This window comes from Pseudorhodoplanes sp. (assembly GCF_050250235.1).
Classification (GTDB): Bacteria; Pseudomonadota; Alphaproteobacteria; order Rhizobiales; family Xanthobacteraceae; genus Pseudorhodoplanes.
Genome location: NZ_JBFWPA010000037.1, coordinates 20,136 through 37,078 on the forward strand (window position 1 = coordinate 20,136; position 16,943 = coordinate 37,078).

General features: G+C 61.5%; 17 protein-coding genes. 10 read left to right on the forward strand and 7 right to left on the reverse strand.

All coding sequences use genetic code 11. The features are described 5' to 3' along the window. Positions 1-29: 29 nt before the first annotated feature. A complete protein-coding gene (locus AB7F49_RS17305) occupies positions 30-1,088 on the forward strand; it encodes a Rieske 2Fe-2S domain-containing protein (protein WP_428524508.1) in 1,059 nt (352 codons plus the stop codon). Between the two features lie 61 nt (positions 1,089-1,149). Here the strand turns inward: AB7F49_RS17305 and AB7F49_RS17310 are convergent, their stop codons facing one another. The 5 genes from AB7F49_RS17310 to AB7F49_RS17330 form a co-directional block, all read right to left on the reverse strand. Beyond that, positions 1,150-1,854 carry an ABC transporter ATP-binding protein gene (locus AB7F49_RS17310; RefSeq protein WP_428524510.1) on the reverse strand — a complete coding sequence of 235 codons (705 nt, stop codon included), beginning with the start codon at positions 1,852-1,854 and terminating at the stop codon, positions 1,150-1,152. Further along, positions 1,851-2,591 (reverse strand): ABC transporter ATP-binding protein, encoded by a 741-nt coding sequence (locus AB7F49_RS17315; RefSeq protein ID WP_428524512.1) that lies wholly within the window; start codon positions 2,589-2,591, stop codon positions 1,851-1,853. The genes AB7F49_RS17310 and AB7F49_RS17315 overlap by 4 nt, the downstream gene beginning before the upstream one ends. Beyond that, positions 2,578-3,498 carry a branched-chain amino acid ABC transporter permease gene (locus tag AB7F49_RS17320; protein WP_428524514.1) on the reverse strand — a complete coding sequence of 307 codons (921 nt, stop codon included), beginning with the start codon at positions 3,496-3,498 and terminating at the stop codon, positions 2,578-2,580. The genes AB7F49_RS17315 and AB7F49_RS17320 overlap by 14 nt, the downstream gene beginning before the upstream one ends. Positions 3,499-3,503: 5 nt before the next feature. Then, entirely contained in the window at positions 3,504-4,373 is an 870-nt protein-coding gene (locus AB7F49_RS17325) for a branched-chain amino acid ABC transporter permease (RefSeq protein WP_428524516.1), read from the reverse strand. 73 nt (positions 4,374-4,446) lie between these two features. Next, complete coding sequence (locus AB7F49_RS17330) at positions 4,447-5,640, reverse strand: ABC transporter substrate-binding protein (protein WP_428524518.1); 1,194 nt, start codon at positions 5,638-5,640, stop codon at positions 4,447-4,449. Between the two features lie 337 nt (positions 5,641-5,977). Between AB7F49_RS17330 and AB7F49_RS17335 the strand changes: the two genes are divergently transcribed. From AB7F49_RS17335 to AB7F49_RS17355, 5 genes are all read left to right on the forward strand, one after another. Further along, the gene (locus AB7F49_RS17335) at positions 5,978-6,283 is read left to right on the forward strand and encodes a 4Fe-4S binding protein (protein ID WP_428524520.1); all 306 of its coding nucleotides are present in this window, start codon (positions 5,978-5,980) and stop codon (positions 6,281-6,283) included. Between the two features lie 28 nt (positions 6,284-6,311). Continuing rightward, the gene (locus tag AB7F49_RS17340; RefSeq protein ID WP_428524522.1) at positions 6,312-7,685 is read left to right on the forward strand and encodes an FAD-dependent oxidoreductase; all 1,374 of its coding nucleotides are present in this window, start codon (positions 6,312-6,314) and stop codon (positions 7,683-7,685) included. Positions 7,686-7,792: 107 nt separating this feature from the next. Continuing rightward, a complete protein-coding gene (locus AB7F49_RS17345) occupies positions 7,793-8,500 on the forward strand; it encodes a GntR family transcriptional regulator (protein WP_428524524.1) in 708 nt (235 codons plus the stop codon). Positions 8,501-8,524: 24 nt separating this feature from the next. Further along, a complete protein-coding gene (locus AB7F49_RS17350; protein ID WP_428524526.1) occupies positions 8,525-9,112 on the forward strand; it encodes a UbiX family flavin prenyltransferase in 588 nt (195 codons plus the stop codon). 3 nt (positions 9,113-9,115) lie between these two features. Beyond that, the gene (locus AB7F49_RS17355; RefSeq protein WP_428524528.1) at positions 9,116-9,625 is read left to right on the forward strand and encodes a TIGR02444 family protein; all 510 of its coding nucleotides are present in this window, start codon (positions 9,116-9,118) and stop codon (positions 9,623-9,625) included. A 25-nt stretch (positions 9,626-9,650) separates the two neighbouring features. Here the strand turns inward: AB7F49_RS17355 and AB7F49_RS17360 are convergent, their stop codons facing one another. Then, positions 9,651-10,103: a tripartite tricarboxylate transporter TctB family protein gene (locus tag AB7F49_RS17360; protein WP_428524529.1), complete on the reverse strand. Its 453-nt coding sequence runs from the start codon at positions 10,101-10,103 to the stop codon at positions 9,651-9,653. Between the two features lie 66 nt (positions 10,104-10,169). Beyond that, the gene (locus AB7F49_RS17365) at positions 10,170-11,714 is read right to left on the reverse strand and encodes a tripartite tricarboxylate transporter permease (protein WP_428524531.1); all 1,545 of its coding nucleotides are present in this window, start codon (positions 11,712-11,714) and stop codon (positions 10,170-10,172) included. Between the two features lie 297 nt (positions 11,715-12,011). On the opposite strand from AB7F49_RS17365, the gene AB7F49_RS17370 reads away from it, so the two are divergent. The 4 genes from AB7F49_RS17370 (at position 12,012) to AB7F49_RS17385 (ending at position 16,873) form a co-directional block, all read left to right on the forward strand. Then, on the forward strand, positions 12,012-13,454 hold the full coding sequence (locus AB7F49_RS17370; RefSeq protein WP_428524533.1) for a UbiD family decarboxylase: 1,443 nt from the start codon (positions 12,012-12,014) through the stop codon (positions 13,452-13,454). A 51-nt stretch (positions 13,455-13,505) separates the two neighbouring features. Next, complete coding sequence (locus AB7F49_RS17375) at positions 13,506-14,720, forward strand: FAD-dependent oxidoreductase (RefSeq protein ID WP_428524535.1); 1,215 nt, start codon at positions 13,506-13,508, stop codon at positions 14,718-14,720. A gap of 55 nt (positions 14,721-14,775) precedes the next feature. Next, positions 14,776-15,750, forward strand: coding sequence for a Bug family tripartite tricarboxylate transporter substrate binding protein (locus tag AB7F49_RS17380; protein ID WP_428524537.1), 975 nt, complete (start codon positions 14,776-14,778; stop codon positions 15,748-15,750). Between the two features lie 187 nt (positions 15,751-15,937). Further along, entirely contained in the window at positions 15,938-16,873 is a 936-nt protein-coding gene (locus AB7F49_RS17385) for a hypothetical protein (protein WP_428524539.1), read from the forward strand. The last annotated feature ends 70 nt before the right edge of the window (positions 16,874-16,943 follow it).

The window sequence follows — 16,943 nt, forward strand, 5'->3', positions numbered from 1 at the left end:
GGTTTGCTGCCGACGACGGAGACAGGCGAATGTTGCAGCAGGCTCTTCCTCGCGGGTATCAGCGTCCGACGCCGGCCAAGCCGGATTCGGCGCTGGTCAATGACTGGCATGTCGTGGCCTTCTCTAAGGATGTGAAGGACGGCGAATTGATGCCGGTGGTGTTGCTGGGCGAGGAACTCGTGCTCTGGCGGCACGAGGGAAAGGTCCATCTGTGGAAGGACTTGTGCATCCACCGTGGCGCGCAACTTTCCAAGGGTTGGGTAGTCGAAGGCAACGTGGTCTGCCCCTATCACGGCTGGCGCTATGACGGCGAGGCCAAATGCGTGCTGATCCCGGCGCATCCGGAAACGCCCCCGCCGCTGAAGGCGCGGGCATTCCCGCATCGGGTCGAAGAGCGATATGGCATGATCTGGGGATCGCTCGGCGCCCCCTCACACGATATCCCGGCCTTCCCGCAATGGGGCGATGACACGTTTCGATGCTTTCATGCAGGGCCGTATTTCTTCGGCGCCAATGCGTTCCGGTCGATCGAGAACTTCATCGATGCGACCCATTTCCCGTTCGTTCATGCCGGTCTGAATGGCGTAATGGCCGCACCCGACAGGCTGCGTGACTACAAGGTGACGAAGAGCGAGGACGGTCTCGCGACCACCGGTATCAGCGTCTACCAGCCCTATGGCGATCACCGGCAGGTTCCTGTGAATGCCACCTACCATTACAAGGCGCTGCGGCCGACCACGGCGTATTTCAACAAGCATGTGAAGATCGCCGATGCGGTACAGGCTCATCGCGGAACCGACAATGATCAGTTCTGTACCTTCCTTACCGCGCAGCCGGTCGACGAGGTGAACTGCATCATCCGGCTGGGCGTCGCGATCAATTTCGGGGCCGAATTGACGGAAGCGGACATCCTGCGCCGGCAGGATCAGGTCTTCGAGCAGGACAAGCATATCGTCGAGACGCAGCATCCGGAGCGTATCCCGCTCGATCTCAAGGAGGAGCTGCATGTGCGTTCGGATCGGCTCGCGGTAGAATATCGCCGCTGGCTCAAGGAGCTCGGTATCACCTACGGCACGTATGGGGATTAGCCGGACGCTGCGATATGAGTCGGCAGCTATTGATTATGCGCGAAATATTCGGCCGGCTTCGTCACCCGCCAAGATAGGCTTCCTTGACGCGCGGATCGGCGGCGATGCTTGACGCGCCGCCCTCGAAGGCAATCCGGCCGAGTTCGAGCACAGCTGCGCGATCGGCAACGGCGAGCGCCTTTTTGGTATTCTGCTCAACAAGCAATACGGTGATACCCTTGTTGCGCGCGACCGATGCGATCATCTTGAAAATCTCCGAGACGAAGATGGGCATCAGCCCGACCGAAGGCTCGTCGAGCAAGAGCAGTTTGGGACGCGACAGCAGGGCGCGTCCGATCGCCAGCATTTGTCCCTCGCCACCGGAGAGCGTGCGCGCCTCCTGCTGATAGCGCTCTTTCAGGACGGGAAAGGCTTCGCACACTTCGTCGATATCGCGACGTACCCCATCCGGATCCTTGCGGTTGAAGGCGCCGATGCGGAGATTTTCTGCGACGGTGAAGTCGGGGAAGAGCTTGCGTCCCTCCGGCACAAGCGCAATTCCCCGCCTTACCCGTTCGGCGACGGGACGCGACGTGATATCCGATCCCTCGAACCGAATTGCACCTTTGGCCGATGTCAGCCCGAGGATGCTGCGCAGCAATGTGGTCTTGCCCGCACCGTTGGCGCCAAGAACAGCGAAGATTTTGCCTTCGTCGACGGACAGCGAGACCGAGGTCAGCGCCCGCACGCGCCCGTAATGAACGTTCAGATCGCTGATTTCGATCATGCGTCGGTTCCGAGATAGGCGGCGATGACGCCTGGGTCGTTGCGGACTTCATCCGGCGAGCCTTCAGCGATTTTCTGCCCACCATCGAGAACGGCGATCCGGTCGCACAAATTCATGGTGATGTGCATGTTGTGCTCGATCAGCAGAATGGTCATTCCGCCTTCGCGCAATTCGCGCACGAGATCGGCAAGCGCATTTGCTTCGAGGTGACTCAACCCGGAGAAGGATTCATCCAGCAGGATCAGGTCGGGATGCAGGCCGAGAGCCCGCGCGATTTCCAGCCGACGGAGAAGGCCAAGCGGCAAATTGGCTGCGACATCGTCCTCGAAGCGTTCGAGCTGTGTTCGCCGCAGGAGCGCACGCGCTTCATCGCGGAATCGCTTTCGTCCGCTCTGTCCGAGCGCCGAGATGAAGTTGCCGCTGTGCTTGACGCCGATCGCAGCGAGCACATTTTCGATGACACTCAGCTCGAGAAACGGACGCACGATCTGGAACGTCCGTCCGATTCCGCGGCGCGCGACCTGGTGCGGTGGCAGCGACTGAATCTCCTCGCCCTTGAACAAGATCTTGCCGCTGCTGCAGGGGAAAGCGCCGCTCAGAAGGTTGAAGAACGTTGTCTTGCCGGCACCGTTTGGCCCGATGACTCCGAAAATGTCGCCCTTGTTCACGGCGAGCGATACGTCGTTGACCGCAGTCAGCCCGCCGAAGCGGCGCGTCAGCCCCTCAGTTTGCAGCATGGGTTCGTCCGTTGCTGAAGATGGCAGCGCAACGCAGGTAGAGCGAACGCAGATTGCGCCAGACGAAACTGCCGTCGCCGAGCAGTCCACGCGGCTCGTACAGCATGAGGATGACCAGGGTCATGCCGAAAATCAGATTGCGGTAGTCCTGCACGAAGCGAAACAGCTCGGGCAGCAGCGTGAGGAAGCAGGCTCCGAAAACTGCGCCGCGCACCGTGCCAAGCCCACCGAAGACGACCATCACGAGGACGTAGACTGACGGAAGAAAGCCGAAATCGTAGGGCGTCACGTAGCGTATGAAATGCGCGTAGAAGACGCCGCCGAATCCGGCAATCGCGCCGCCGATCATGAAGGCGTATAGCTTGAACCGCGCCGGATAGATGCCGATGACGTTGGCGGCAAGCTCGTTCTCGCGCACGCTTTCCCATGCCAGCCCCATCCATGACCGGCGCAGGTAGAGCGTCACGCCGATGGTGAGCAGCAGCGCTGCGAACGTAATCAGCATGTAGGTCTGGTTGCTGACAGGCTCTCCGCCGATGGACACGCGCGGCACCCGACTGATTCCGAGGGGGCCGCCGAAATAGGGGAGGTAAATCAGAAGCGACTCGAACACGAAGACGAATCCGATCGACAGCACGGCAAGCGAGTCCTCGCGCACGCGCAACGCCGGCAGGCCGGTGACCAGACCCATAAGGGCCGACATTGCAACCGCGCAGGGCACCGCCTGCCAGAAACTGAAACCTGCCGCGGTTGTGAGCATCGCGGTGGTATAGGCGCCGGTACCCATATAGATGCCGATACCGAGGTTGAACTGGCCCGCAAATCCCGAGATCACATTCAGTCCGAGCGCGACGATGCTCCAGATCGCCATCAGCGTCAGGATGGTGATGACATAGGCGTCGAGCACCCGGATTATTCCTTTCCAAGCAGGCCTTGCGGCCGGAACAGGATCAGGATCACGAGCATGAGCATCGCGATGCCGTCGCGCGACAGCGGCACGTCCGAATAGGTGGTGAGTGCGGTCTCCGCAAATCCGAGGATGAAGGCCGCCGCCACCGCGCCGGTCATGCTGCCGAACCCGCCGATCACGATGAGCGCGAGCCCCTTGTAACCGACGATGTCGCCCATGCTGGTATAGACGGCGTTGTAGAGAACACCGACCATGATGCCGCCGAATGCCGCGATCGCCGAGCCGATGAAGAAGACGCTGGCGACGCTCCAGTTCACGTCGATGCCCATGACCTTCGCAGTCTCGATATCCTGCGCCGCCGCACGGATCGCAAAGCCGAGCTGGGTGTGCTGCATGAGGAACCAGAGGGAGCCGAAAATAACGATCGTGCCGCCCAGGATCAGGAAGTCGGCGCCCGACACCGTGATGCCGGCAATCGTTATGCGTCCGGCGATCGAGGGTACATCGAAGGCAAGCTGATGCGGACCCGCGATAATGCGGAACAGATCCGACATGCAGATGAACAGACCGATGCTTGCGATCAGCGCGACGATCCGCGGTTTCGGCAGCATCGGCCGATAGATGAAGCGCTCGATCAGGACGCCGATGAACCCGGCGCAAACCATCGCCGCCAGTACCGCAAAGGGGAAACTGCCGGTCAGGTTGAAGAAATACAGCCCGAGATAGGCGCCCGCGGTATAGACGCCCGCGTGCGCGATATGCAGGACCCGCAGCACGCCGTAGATCATGGCGAGCCCGACCGCGATCATCGCATAGATCGAGCCGAGCGCGAGACCGTTGACGAATTGCTGACTGAAGACTGCCGCGTTCAAGAGAAAGCTCGCGCTGCCGGTGCCGACGAGGAAGAAGCGCCGATGCGCGACAGGCGCATCGGCGATGCGAGGCTTACTTGTAGTATTGGTACCAGGGCCGCGGATCGATCATCGCGGGGTCCTCGATGAACTTCAGAAGCTTGATGTCCTTGAGATTCTTGTCCCACTGACCGAGCGCGATCGGCAGCATTGGCTCTCGAATCTCGGTATAGGCGACATTGACCCCGGACAGATTCATGAAGGACTTGGTTTCCGCCAGCGCCTTGCGGATTCCTTCGCGCGTCGGGCCGCCCCGCTTGGCCGCGTCGATCAGGAGGCGGACCGCATCGTAGGTCAGACCGGCCTCGTGGGTGATGATGGTCTCGTTGAATTCGGCCTTGAACGCGGCCATGAACGCCTTGGTGAACGGATGATCGGTCGGGGTGATGAATTCAAGTGCCCCGATGGTGCCGTCACCATACTCGCCGATCCCCTTGTACCAGTCGATCTCGTTCAGATCGCAGCCGACATAGAATTGCGCCTTGGGAAACACGCCAAGTTCGTAGCCCTGACGGCCGGCTGCGGTGAGGGGCGGTCCAAGACCGCTCATGATCACGGCGTCGACGTCGAGATTCTTGATCTCCGTCATCATCGCGCGGAATTCGCGTTCGCTGGGCGGGAATGCCTTCTTGTAAACCACATTGCCGCCGAGCTTTTGGAGCGCCTTTTCGGCGCCATTGATGATGCCGCGGCCATATTCCTCGTCCTGCATCAGGAGAGCGAACTTCTTGTACTTGCGCTCCTGGACGGCATGATGCGCGAGAATCCAGCCCTGCACGTCGGCGACGCTCGCCCAGCGGAAGACATAGTCGTTGCCTTTGACGACCCCGACGGCGTTCGAATAGGCCGCCACCATCGGCACCTTGGATTCGCTTATGATCGGCGCGGCAGCGATGCTGGTCAGGCTGAGCGATCCGGATACGATCGCGACGACGTTGTCCTGCTCAATCATCTTGCGGGCGACCGCGACCGCCTCGCTGCGATTGCCACGGTCGTCGTAAACCACAAGCTCGATCTTCCGGCCGTTGATGCCGCCCGCGGCGTTGGCCTGTTTCACGGCGAGTTCGGCGCCCTTCTTGGCGTCGAGTCCCAGGCCGGCAAAGCGCTCGGTGATCGGTCCGAAAAAGCCGATCTTCACCGGCTCCTGCGCAGTGGCCGCACCCGCGCCAAGAAACATGGCACAGACGAGTGCGGCGGCCTGCAATGCTGGATTGTATTTTTGCAACATGAACCCCTCCTGGTTGGCCGCTCGGAGTAGAGTGCGACGCCTTCCGGCGGCCGCCGTCTCCGCTATTCATGTTTTATGCCACGATCATTCGCGGAAATGTTTTCGCTGTCAATGGGTCCATAGTCTTCGACTATCCGCGTCGGTTCGACGCAGAAATCGTTGATAAGATGATTGGTTTTGATGTCCCTTTCGGCAACAGCCGCTGTAGAAATGAGCAAAGCGGCTTTTGGAATTCAAAGATGTTTCATGTTTTATTTCTGACGTGGGATGGTATCTTCGGCATTCCTCTTGCTTGTTTCTCACCCCAACCCGCGGGCAGCAGTGAGCTTGGATATCGATGACGATCGTTGTGACCGACAATTGCCGGCTCTGCCGGTTTACCGAGTGCGTTACCGTGTGTCCGGTGGCGTGTTTCCACGCCGACGACGACATGGTCTATATCGACAACAATGTCTGCATTGATTGCAGGGCCTGCATACCGGTCTGTCCGGTCAAGGCGATCCTCTCGGAGGACGACCTCGCGGACGACCAGAAGCACTGGATCGAGGTCAACGCGGAACGATCCAGTGCGCTTCCGGTGCTGGAGGACAAGCAGCCTCCGCTCCCGACCGCGGAAAGCCGCCGCGCCGAGCTTGGATACTGAGCCGGCCGGCTGACGCACAAATCCGGAAATGAACGCGGCATCCGAAATGCATCCTCTGCAGGTCGCCATCGTCGGGAGCGGCCCGAGCGGCTTCTATGCGGCAGAAGCGCTGCTGAAAGCGCGCCCGGATGTAAAGATCGACATGCTGGACCGGCTTCCGACGCCGTTCGGGCTGGTGCGCGGCGGCGTCGCGCCCGACCATCCGAAGATCAAGCAGGTGATCCTCGTCTATGAGCGGATCGCTCGCAACGAGCGCTTTTCCTACCTCGGCAATATCGAAGTGGGCATGCATGTGAGCGTGGCGCAATTGCAGGCAGCCTATCATGCCGTGATCCTGGCCTTCGGGGCGAGCGCCGACCGAAGGCTCGACATTCCCGGCGAAGACCTGCCGGGCAGCCACACGGCGACGGAGTTCGTTGGCTGGTACAACGGCCACCCTGATTTCCGGGATCGCAGATTCGACTTCGATTGCGAGCGTGCGGTGGTGATAGGACAGGGCAATGTCGCAGCCGACGTGGCGCGGATTCTGGCTACGCCGGTCGATGCGCTGGCCGGCACGGATATCGCCGGTCACGCGCTCGACGCGCTGTCACGCAGCCGTATCCGGGATATCTTCGTCATCGGCCGTCGCGGTCCGGCGCAGGCCAAATTCACTGCGGTCGAGCTGAAGGAGTTCGCAACGATCAGGGACTGCGCGGCGGTCGCTGATCCCGACGACCTCGTTCTGAACCCGCAAAGCGAGGAGGAACTCGCCGCGGTCGGTGGCGACGAATGCCGCAAGAATATCGCACTGTTCCGCTCCTTTTCCCAGGGCGATCCGGTTGCTTCGTCGCGCCGCGTGCATTTTCGCTTTCTGGAAAGTCCACTGCGCCTGTGCGGGGAGCGCGCGGTGGAGGCCATCGAGCTGACCCGCAACCGCCTCGAGGGAGATGCTTTCCAGCAGATTGCCGTTGCCGATGGCAGCACCCGGCGGCTCGATTGTGGACTTGTTTTCCGCAGCGTTGGATATCGCGGAGAACCGATGCCTGGCGCACCATTCGACATGCGTTCGCGAACCATCCCGAATGTCAGGGGACGCTGTGTCGAAGGCGGCGGGACGATCCCGGGCCTCTATGTCACGGGGTGGATCAAGCGTGGCCCCACGGGCATTATCGGAACCAACCGCGCCGACAGCGTGGAGACGGTCGCAGCCGTTCTGGAGGACTTTCAGGGTACGCCGCCCCACCCGAAGCCGGGCTCGCGGCTGCTTGTTGAAGCTCTGGGAACCCGCGGCCAGCGAATCACCAGCTACGCCGAGTGGCAGCGGATCGATTCCGCCGAACAGGGACGGGGTCGCCCGAAGGGCAAACCCCGCGAAAAATTCACGAAAATCGTAGAAATGCTAGAATGTCTCGATCATTGATGTCTGCTATCGGCCGATACATCCGCTCCCCTTGAGCCGACCCGCCGACCCCGGTATGAGCGTGGTTGTGGCATGAAACATAATGCGCTCCATCCGGGAGAGACCCTTTGAAGAAGCTGCGTCGCACCAGCCTGAGCGGGGACGCCTATTCCTTCGTCCGCGAGCTGTTTGTGAATGGCAATCGCTACAATCCCGGCGACAAGATCAGCGTTGAGGAACTGAGCCGCGAACTCGGCGTCAGCCGGACGCCGCTTTGGGGCGCGATCAACCGGCTTGAGGCGGAGGGCATCGTCGAGATCGTGCCCCGCCAGGGTGTGTATCTGATCAATTACGACCCCCAGCGCGTGATCGAAATCTATCTCGCGCGCGAGGCGATCGAGGGAATGGCGGCACGGCTCGCCGCGGAACGCATTACCGATCGTCAGATTGCCGGCCTGCGGTCGAATATCGACGATCAAATGGATTATCTGCGCAAGGGCGACGTCGATCGCTATTATGCTTCCGCCCTCGAGTTTCACGAGCAGGTGGTACGCATTTCCGGAAACCAGACGCTCGAACGGCTCCTGATGTCCGTTCTCGCGCAGATCCGGGCGATGCGCGTGCAACGCAAATATACGCCGACGCATCTTCCGCACTCCTGCGACGATCATGAGCGATTGCTGCAGGCGTTGCGACTGCGAGATCCCGATCGCGCCGAGCGCGAAGCGCGGTCGCATATTCGCGACCTGACTGAAGAGATCCGCCGCTCGCTCGCACCGAGTACGGCACCGATCGGAGCCGGGCGGAATGCGGCCGTGGCAGTGCCTCAGGGCTGAGCGCGCAGGGCATCAGGAGGTTTTTTGGCTGCGAAGCGATTGTTGGTCGGGATCAGCGGAGCGTCCGGCGCGATCTACGGCATTCGGCTGCTTGAACTGCTGAAGGACTCCGGCATCGAGACCCATCTCGTCGTCTCGCGTGCGGCGCGCATGACGCTGTCATACGAGACCGACATGTCGGTTGCCGATTTGGAGGCGCTCGCGACCGTCACCTATCCGGAGCAGGATATCGGAGCCGCCTGTTCGAGCGGCTCGTTCAAGACCCTTGGGATGATCATCGCGCCGTGTTCGATCAAGACCATGTCGGAAATCGCTAGCGGAGTGACGAGCAATCTCGTGTCGCGGGCCGCCGATGTGTGTCTCAAGGAACGCCGGCGTCTGGTGCTGATGCTGCGCGAGACACCGCTGCATCTCGGCCATATCCGCAGCATGGCTGCGGTGACCGAGGCCGGCGCCATAGTCTATCCGCCGGTGCCTGCCTTTTACGCGCGCCCCGGATCGCTGGAAGAGATGATCGATCACACGCTCGGACGAGTGCTTGATCTGTTCGATGTTGACCTCGGCACCGTGCGCCGCTGGAGCGGCAAGTCGCGCAAACCGGCCGAAGTCTGAACGATGGCGCCGCTCGCAATCGACAATCCGTTCTGGCAATTTTCGTTACGCGTCTATGCGGCGCCCGGTGTCGCTGCGGAATGCCTCGAATTGCAGGACAAGCTCGGCATCGACGTCAACGTGGTGCTGTTCGCGGTGTGGCTCGGTGCCGTGCGGGGAGTTGTGCTCGAACGGGCAGATCTCGACCGGATTGATCGCGCCGTTGTCCCGTGGGCGGCGGAGGTGGTCCGTCCGCTGCGCACGGTCAGGCAACGGCTGAAGCAGATGCCCGAAATCGACGAACCCGAAGTTCAGGCACTTCGCAAGCGCGTCGCCGACGTGGAATTGTTTTCCGAACAACTCGAACAGGCTCGTCTGTTCCGTCTGGCTGACGACCTTGGTCAGTCGCAGGCCATGACGAAGGACGGCACTGCGCGCGCCAATGCAATGGCCATACTCGCGGCGCATGGGGCAGAGGTGGATGCGTTCCCGCTGGCCAGGCTTCTTGCTGCATCCGGTGCGGTTCGCGATTGATTGCCGGATGCCATGCGACGACCGGTCAGAACCAGCCGAATATTCCACGCGGCAGCGGTACACCGAGCTCGCTGAAACCGATATATGCCGCAAGGACCGCGGGCACGCAAAGCAGCAGGCTCGTGCGCCAGGTGAGGCCGTTTGCCTTTGTCAGCGTCAGCAGGACCGCTGTCGTACAGATGATGAAGCCGATGCGGTTGACCAGGAGTGCGTAGGCCACCAGCAGCGCGGCGGAAAGCGGAACAAGCCAGCTCCGCGGGGTCAGTTCGAGCGAAAAGCTCTCGGTCCGGAACGAACTGACGAACAACACCGCACCAAGGGCCGTCAGCATCGTCGCAAGCACGATCGGAAAGAAGCCTGCCTCCGGCGAATTCAGGCGGCCGAATGGAAGTGGCGATGCCGTGTACAACAGAAACGCCCCGACCGCGGTGATCACGGCGCCGGCGATGCGATCGGGATGCAAGCCATGCGGCTTCATTCGGACTTCCCTTGTGGCAAGGTCATTGCTGCCGAGGTCATTGCGGCGAAGTCATTGCGGCCGAAGTCATTGCACAATCGCCTTTTCCGCGGGGTCTGACGGAGCTGCCCGGACTTTCCGGTTGCGCCACGACAATGCGCGGCCGACGAGCGGGGAGAGCGCGACCAGAACGGCGACGCCGATCAGTACGCCGGAAATCTTGCGCTCGAAGAAGGTCATGAAATCTCCGCTCGACATGATCAGGGATTGCCGCAATGCGGTTTCCATGATCGGGCCGATCACGAAAGCAAGCACCATCGGCGCCGGCGGAAAGTCGTACTTGCGCATCAGATAGCCGATGACGCCAAATGCCGTCATCGTCACGATATCAACCGGATTGTTGTTGACGGCATACGCGCCTGCGAGACAGGCGAGCACGATGATCGGAATCACGATGGAGTTCGGGACGGTCGTGATCCTCGAGATCGGTCCGATCAGCGGCAGAATCGTTACCAGCAGGATCAGATTGCCGACGAACATCGAGGTGATGATGCCCCAGAACATTTCCGGGTGCTGAAGCATCAAGGTCGGGCCCGGAGTGATGCCGTGGATCATGAAGGCGCCCAGCATCAATGCCATCACCGCATTTTCGGGCAGCCCCAGCGTCAGAAGCGGCACGAAGCCCGCCGCCGTCGCGGCATTGGCCGCGGATTCGGGTGCGGCAACGCCGGCGACCGCGCCCTGTCCGAATTTCTGCGAGGGATGCGACCATCGCTTTGCGACTGCATAGGCCACATAGGACGATACCGTAGCGCCGCCTCCGGGCAGGAGCCCTACGGTAAAGCCGGTGAGGGTGCCCTGTCCGATCGGACGCGCGGCGTCTTTCCAGTCCTGCCGGCCAGGCAAGACCGCGCGAATGCCGGACGGTACACGGGCCTTCACCGCTGCCACCGCCTTCTGCTCGAGCAGCAGAAAAACCTCTGCGATTCCGAACAGACCCATGACCATGGGCACGAGTTCGATCCCCGATTGCAGGGTGAGCGTACCGAAGGTGAACCGGGCTGCGCTTTGCACCGGATCGAGGCCGGCCGTTCCGATGAGGAGTCCGAACACGGTCACGATGACTGCCTTCAGCACCGAAGACGTCGCCAGATAGCTGACCAGTGTCAAGCCGAGCAGGGTGAGGGCGAAGAATTCGGGCGGTCCGAAGCTCAGCGCGAAGTTGGCGAGCGTGGGGGCCAGCAGGCTCAGCCCCACCAGGCCGAACATGCCCGCGATGAAGGTCGAGAACATCGATATGCCGAGCGCGATGCCGCCGCGGCCCTGCTTGGTCATCTCGTAGCCGTCGATCGCCACCATCACCGAGGCGGCTTCGCCCGGAACGCGCAGAAGGATCGAGGTGATCGACCCTCCATACATCGAGCCGTACCAGATGCCGGCCAGCATGATGATGGCCGCGGTCGGGGTCAGGAAAAAGGTGATGGGTAGCAACAGCGCGATGGTCGCGGCCGATCCAAGGCCTGGCAGGATTCCGACCACCACCCCAAGCGAGACGCCGATGAAGCAGAACAGCAGGTTGCCCGGCTGCAGGGCCACCGAGAAGCCGAGAACCAGATTTGACAACACCTCCATCGGCGAAATCCCGGTCAAGTCGCGCCGCTAACGCATCCGAAAATCAGGTTCGCAGCTTCTGAAATCATGTTCGCAAAAGCCGTGCCACCGCTCCTGAAATGAAGAATGTTTGTCTCGCAGGGCTTTTCGGCCGTTTCCTTGAGGGGGGAATTTCTTGCAGTTTTGCGCGGTTTTTCGTCAGGGTGCCGCACAAATAGTCATCGTGGCAGCAGGATATAGGTTTGGACTATGAAATGAAACATTTTTGTGGTGGCATGTGGCTTGCAATCCATTAGCTGCACCAAAAGGAGCGTCCGAATGTTGCAAACGTCCCATCCCGTCGCGTTTCAGTCGCTCCGCGATCTGCTCGACCGCCTTGAGGCGATCGGCGGTCTTCAACGCGTGAAGAAAAAGGTCGACAAGGATTGGGAAATTGCATGCGTCACCCGGCAGGTGATGTCGCTGCCGCCGGAAAAGCGTTACGCGCTGCTGTTCGAGAATGTCGACGGATTTGCAACGCCGGTCGCGACCAACACGTTAGGCGCGTCGCGTTCGCTTTATGCCGTGGCGCTTGGGGTTGCCTCGCGCAACGGCCAGATCGACAAGGAAGCGATCCACAGCAAATGGGTGAAGGCGCTCGCAAATCCGATCGCACCGGTCGTCGTGAAAGGCGGGCCCTGCAAGCAGAGCATCATGCGCGGCGCGGATATCGACCTGCTGAAATTCCCGGTTCCGACCTGGACGCCGGGCCAGGATGCAGGCGCCTATCTGTCCGCCGGATCCGTGATCCAGGTCGATCCGGAGACCGGCGTGCAGAATTCCGGGGTGTATCGCGGCATGATCAAGGGCAGGAACCGGATCGGCGTGCTGGTGCAGCCGGCCAAGCATTCCGGCGTGATCATGCAGAAATACGAGGCGGCGAACAAGCCGATGCCGGTCGCGATCGTCATCGGTCCACCGCCCTATCTCGGCATGACCTCGGTCGGACGTGTCCCCTACGGGATCGACGAGATCAACGTGGCGGGGGCGCTTGCAGGGCAGCCGATCGAAGTTACCAAATGCGAGACCCTCGACCTGATGGTGCCCGCGCATTCCGAGATGGTCATCGAGGGAATCGTGCAGCCTGGCTTTCGCGAGACCGAAGGTCCATTCGGCGAGTTCTATGGTCACATGGGACCTGCCGCGCAGTCACCGATCATCGACGTGACCGCCATCACCTATCGCGACGGGACCATCCATCAGGGATTCCAGGAGCAGATGCCGCCGAGCGAGGGCAGTTGCATCAAGGATATCGCGATGGAGTCGATCCTGCTCGCGGGGCTGCGCGGATGCGGCATTCCCGGCGTGCTCGATGTCTATGTACATCCGATGTCATGCCAGTCGCATGTCGTTGTGCGGATCAAGCCGCAATTTCCCTCGCATGCGAAGGCGGTGTTCAGCGGTTGCTGGGCGGTCTATCCGAACCGGGCGAAACAGGTGATCGTGGTCGAGGACGATTGCGACATCTACGACGACAATGACGTGCAGTGGCATGTCGCGACGCGCGTGCAGCCGGATCGCGATTACACTATCTGGGAGAAGGGTACCGGCCTGCCGCTTGACCCCTCGATGCCCAAGGAGCAGGCGGTCTATAGCGGCAAGGTCGGCATCGATGCGACCCGCAAGCACCATTATCCGGCGCGTTCGCTGCCGCCCTTGCAGATGCTGCAGGACGTCAAGGCGATGTGGTCGCAATACGGTCTGCCGCCGCTTCTGAACTGACTGCAACAGGCGGAAAGCCGGCCGCAGCATTGCGGCCGGGGAGGTGCAATCATGCCGGCGACGTCGGCGAACAGGGTGATCATCGTCGGCGCCGGCCCGGTTGGGCTTGTCTGCGCGCTGAGTCTCGCCAGCCGGGATATCCCGGTTCTGGTGCTCGAAGCCAATGATGACCTGTTCATGGATCTGCGGGCCGGCTCGTTCCATCCGCCCTCGCTCGAAGTGCTGGAACCAATCGGGGTGACCGCCAGGCTTCTGGAACTGGGCATTGCGGTGCATCGCTGGCAGTGGCGTGACCGCAGCGAGGGCGTCATCGGCACGTTCGAACTGGGCCTGCTGAGCGACGAGACCGCCTATCCGTATCGGCTCCATCTCGAACAGCACAAGCTGACGCCGCTTCTCATGGACATGCTGCGCCCGATCCCGCACGCCACGGTGATGTTTTCGCGTCGTGTGACCGGGGTCACGCAGGACGGGGAGCGCATCCGCGTGCGCGCCGACGGACCCGATGGCCCCGAGACGCATGACGGCGGCTGGGTCATCGGCTGCGATGGAGGTGGAAGCATTGTGCGCAAAGCGGCCGGCATCGAATTTACGGGTTTCACCTACCCCGAGCGCTTCGCCCTGATCAGTACGCCTTACGATCTCGGGCAGCACGGATTTTCCGACACCGCCTATATCTCGCATCCGGTGGAATGGTGCGCGGTCTTCCGCCTGCCTCACGAAGGGCCTCCCGGCATGTGGCGGTTTCTGTACGGCTGCCGGCCGGATCAGAGCGAGGAAATCGAACTGTCGGAGGAGGTGGTAGAGGAACGGCTGCAGTCGGTTTTGCCCAGACCTCAGCGTTACGAGACAATCCACAAGACCATCTATCGCGTGCATCAGCGGGTAGCGGAGACATTTCGCAATGGCCGCATGCTGCTTGCCGGCGACGCCGCCCATCTGAACAACCCGATCGGCGGCTTCGGACTCAACAGCGGCGTCCAGGATGCCATGAACCTCACCGACAAGCTCGTGTCGGTCATCCGCGGTGATGCGGACGAAAGCGTCCTCGACCGCTATGTGCGCCAGCGCCGTACCGTGACGATCGAAAACATCCAGGAACAGTCGATCCGGAACAAGCGTCTGCTGGAAGAGACCGACCCGGTGGTGCGCCGCGAGCGGCTCGAGGACATGCGCTCGGCATCTGCCGATCCGAAGCGCGCCAAGGACATCGTGATGCGCTCATCGATGATCGCCAGCATGCGCCGCGCCGATGCCATTGCGTAAGCGGAGACCAGCGAAACGAAAGTGCCGGGAAACCTCGTCTGCAACGGAGACACACATGATCAGAACATTTGTCCTTGTCGTCACGGCGGCGATGATCACCACGTCGCTCGCGGTTCCCCCGGCGGTTGCGGCGGACGACTATCCGACGAAAGCGGTTACCATGATCGTTCCGTTCCCGGCGGGGGGGCGCACCGACCTGATCGGGCGCATCATCGCACAATACATGCAGACGCCGATGGGGAAGCCGGTCTCGATCGTCAACAAGCCCGGCGCATCCAGCGTTCTCGGGTCGAACGAGGTCGCCGAATCCAAACCCGACGGCTACATGCTCGGCTTCTTCTCGACTGCGGCCGTGACCGCTCAATACACCGTTCCGACACCGCTCGATCTGTCTCGCTTTGAACTCGTGGCGATCGTGAACGCCGATCCTGCGGCGCTTGCGGTCAACGACGCGGCCAAGTGGCAAACGCTCAAGGAACTGATCGCGGACGCAAAGAAAACGCCGGGCTCGCTCAAGATCGGGATGATACCGGGAGCCTCGGCACAGATTTTCGCGGCCGGCTTCGCACGCGCGGCGGGTGTCGATCTCATCAGCGTGCCGTTCAAGGGAGATTCCGACGGAGCCATCGCTCTCGCCGGAGGCCATATCGATATCCATGTCGCGGTGCCGGTGTCATACAAGAGTCTGGTGGCGAGCAAGAAGGTCCGCGTTCTTGCGGTCGCTTCCGACGCGCGATCCGATCTCTACGGCAATCTGCCGACCTATCGCGAAAACGGCGTGCCGCTCTCGATCAATGCCTTCCATGGCGTCTATGTGCCGAAAGGGACGCCGGAGCCCGTGAAGGCCAAGATCGCGGCGGCACTCAAGACCACCATGGCGAATCCGGAACTGCAGAAACGGATGAATGACGCCGGCGCTGCCGGAGTCTTTCTGGTCGGCGACGAGGCGAAGGCTTATCTGAAGGCCCAGGACGAAACCTACCGCGACATCATCGATGCGCTGGGCCTGCGGGCAAAGCCCTCAAAATGATGCATCCGCGGCGCGCCGACGAGCGGCGGCGCGCCGCGTGGGCGTATGATTGAACGTCCGGTTCACTGGGATCTTCGGGGAAAAGCAGGCCGCTTCCGCCCGGCACGAACATCGTGCTTCAGATTTCAGGTCCGGGTCGAACGGATGTCTGGTATAGCTCGATCGCTTTGCGGGGATCGAGCTTGCCATGATTGCGTGTCATCGAGTCGCGCTGTCCGCGGTGATTGCCGTCGCGCTGATCACGGGCACGCTTGTTCGGTCAGAGGCTGCTCCGCCGCCCAAACCGAAAGCCCCCGCCGCCAAGTCGGTCAAAGTCAAGACTGATACGCGCGTCTATCTCTTGCGCGGGCTTCTCAATGTCTTCTCGCTCGGAATGGACACGCTGCAAGAGCGGCTGACAGCGATGGGAATCGAGGCGGAGGTCTTCAATCACAATGGCTGGATATCGATTGCGAACAAGATCGAGGAAGACCGTGCGCGGGGTCACCAGGGCGCCGTTGTGCTGATCGGCCATTCGCTCGGCGCGGACGTGCTGTTCCAGCTTGCCGAGCGTCTCGACAAGGAACGCATCCCCGTCAGGCTTGCGGTGTTCTTCGATCCGACCATCTCCCACAATATTTCCGCGAATGTGGAGCACGTGCTGAACCTGTACCAGCTCAATGGTTTCGGCCGAAAGGTAACGGCGCCCAAAGGCTACAAGGGCGAACTCGTCAACATGGATTTGAGCGACGATGCGAGCATCGGCCATGGCAGCATCGACAAGTCGCCAAAGCTGCATGATCTCGTGGTTGCCAAGATCATGAAAGTTGCGGTCGGTCCGGTTCAGCGCAAGCCACCGCTCCCAACCAGGCCGAAACCGGTCGCGGTCGCGCCACGGCCGGCGCCGGGCGCGGAAAACTCGGCAAAACCCGTGGCTGTCGAGCCGAGTGCGAGATCGGCGCCGCAAGCGCCGACCGTAGCCAGACGCGATGCCGCCACCGAGATTTCCGGAGTGGCATCGGCGGGCGCATCCGTGCAAAATGTAACCGCAAAAGGTGAGACCGCTTCGAACCCTCTCGATCCCGTCCCCGGCAAGGCCGCAACACCGCCAGCCGTGGTCCTGCCCGAGGTCCCGCGCATCTAGTGGAGCGGATTTGGCATTCGCCATCCCCCAAACCGCGAGTTCGCAAAGCGAATGTCAAATGCAAAGCTCC

Excerpts from the sequence above, each read along its gene's own strand:
- AB7F49_RS17305 (WP_428524508.1), top strand. The coding sequence starts at position 30 with ATGTTGCAGCAGGCTCTTCCTCGCGGGTATCAGCGTCCGACGCCGGCC.
- AB7F49_RS17310 (WP_428524510.1), bottom strand. The coding sequence starts at position 1,854 with ATGATCGAAATCAGCGATCTGAACGTTCATTACGGGCGCGTGCGGGCG.
- AB7F49_RS17315 (WP_428524512.1), bottom strand. The coding sequence starts at position 2,591 with ATGCTGCAAACTGAGGGGCTGACGCGCCGCTTCGGCGGGCTGACTGCG.
- AB7F49_RS17330 (WP_428524518.1), bottom strand. The coding sequence starts at position 5,640 with ATGTTGCAAAAATACAATCCAGCATTGCAGGCCGCCGCACTCGTCTGT.
- AB7F49_RS17335 (WP_428524520.1), top strand. The coding sequence starts at position 5,978 with ATGACGATCGTTGTGACCGACAATTGCCGGCTCTGCCGGTTTACCGAG.
- AB7F49_RS17340 (WP_428524522.1), top strand. The coding sequence starts at position 6,312 with ATGAACGCGGCATCCGAAATGCATCCTCTGCAGGTCGCCATCGTCGGG.
- AB7F49_RS17355 (WP_428524528.1), top strand. The coding sequence starts at position 9,116 with ATGGCGCCGCTCGCAATCGACAATCCGTTCTGGCAATTTTCGTTACGC.
- AB7F49_RS17360 (WP_428524529.1), bottom strand. The coding sequence starts at position 10,103 with ATGAAGCCGCATGGCTTGCATCCCGATCGCATCGCCGGCGCCGTGATC.
- AB7F49_RS17365 (WP_428524531.1), bottom strand. The coding sequence starts at position 11,714 with ATGGAGGTGTTGTCAAATCTGGTTCTCGGCTTCTCGGTGGCCCTGCAG.
- AB7F49_RS17370 (WP_428524533.1), top strand. The coding sequence starts at position 12,012 with ATGTTGCAAACGTCCCATCCCGTCGCGTTTCAGTCGCTCCGCGATCTG.
- AB7F49_RS17375 (WP_428524535.1), top strand. The coding sequence starts at position 13,506 with ATGCCGGCGACGTCGGCGAACAGGGTGATCATCGTCGGCGCCGGCCCG.
- AB7F49_RS17380 (WP_428524537.1), top strand. The coding sequence starts at position 14,776 with ATGATCAGAACATTTGTCCTTGTCGTCACGGCGGCGATGATCACCACG.
- AB7F49_RS17385 (WP_428524539.1), top strand. The coding sequence starts at position 15,938 with ATGATTGCGTGTCATCGAGTCGCGCTGTCCGCGGTGATTGCCGTCGCG.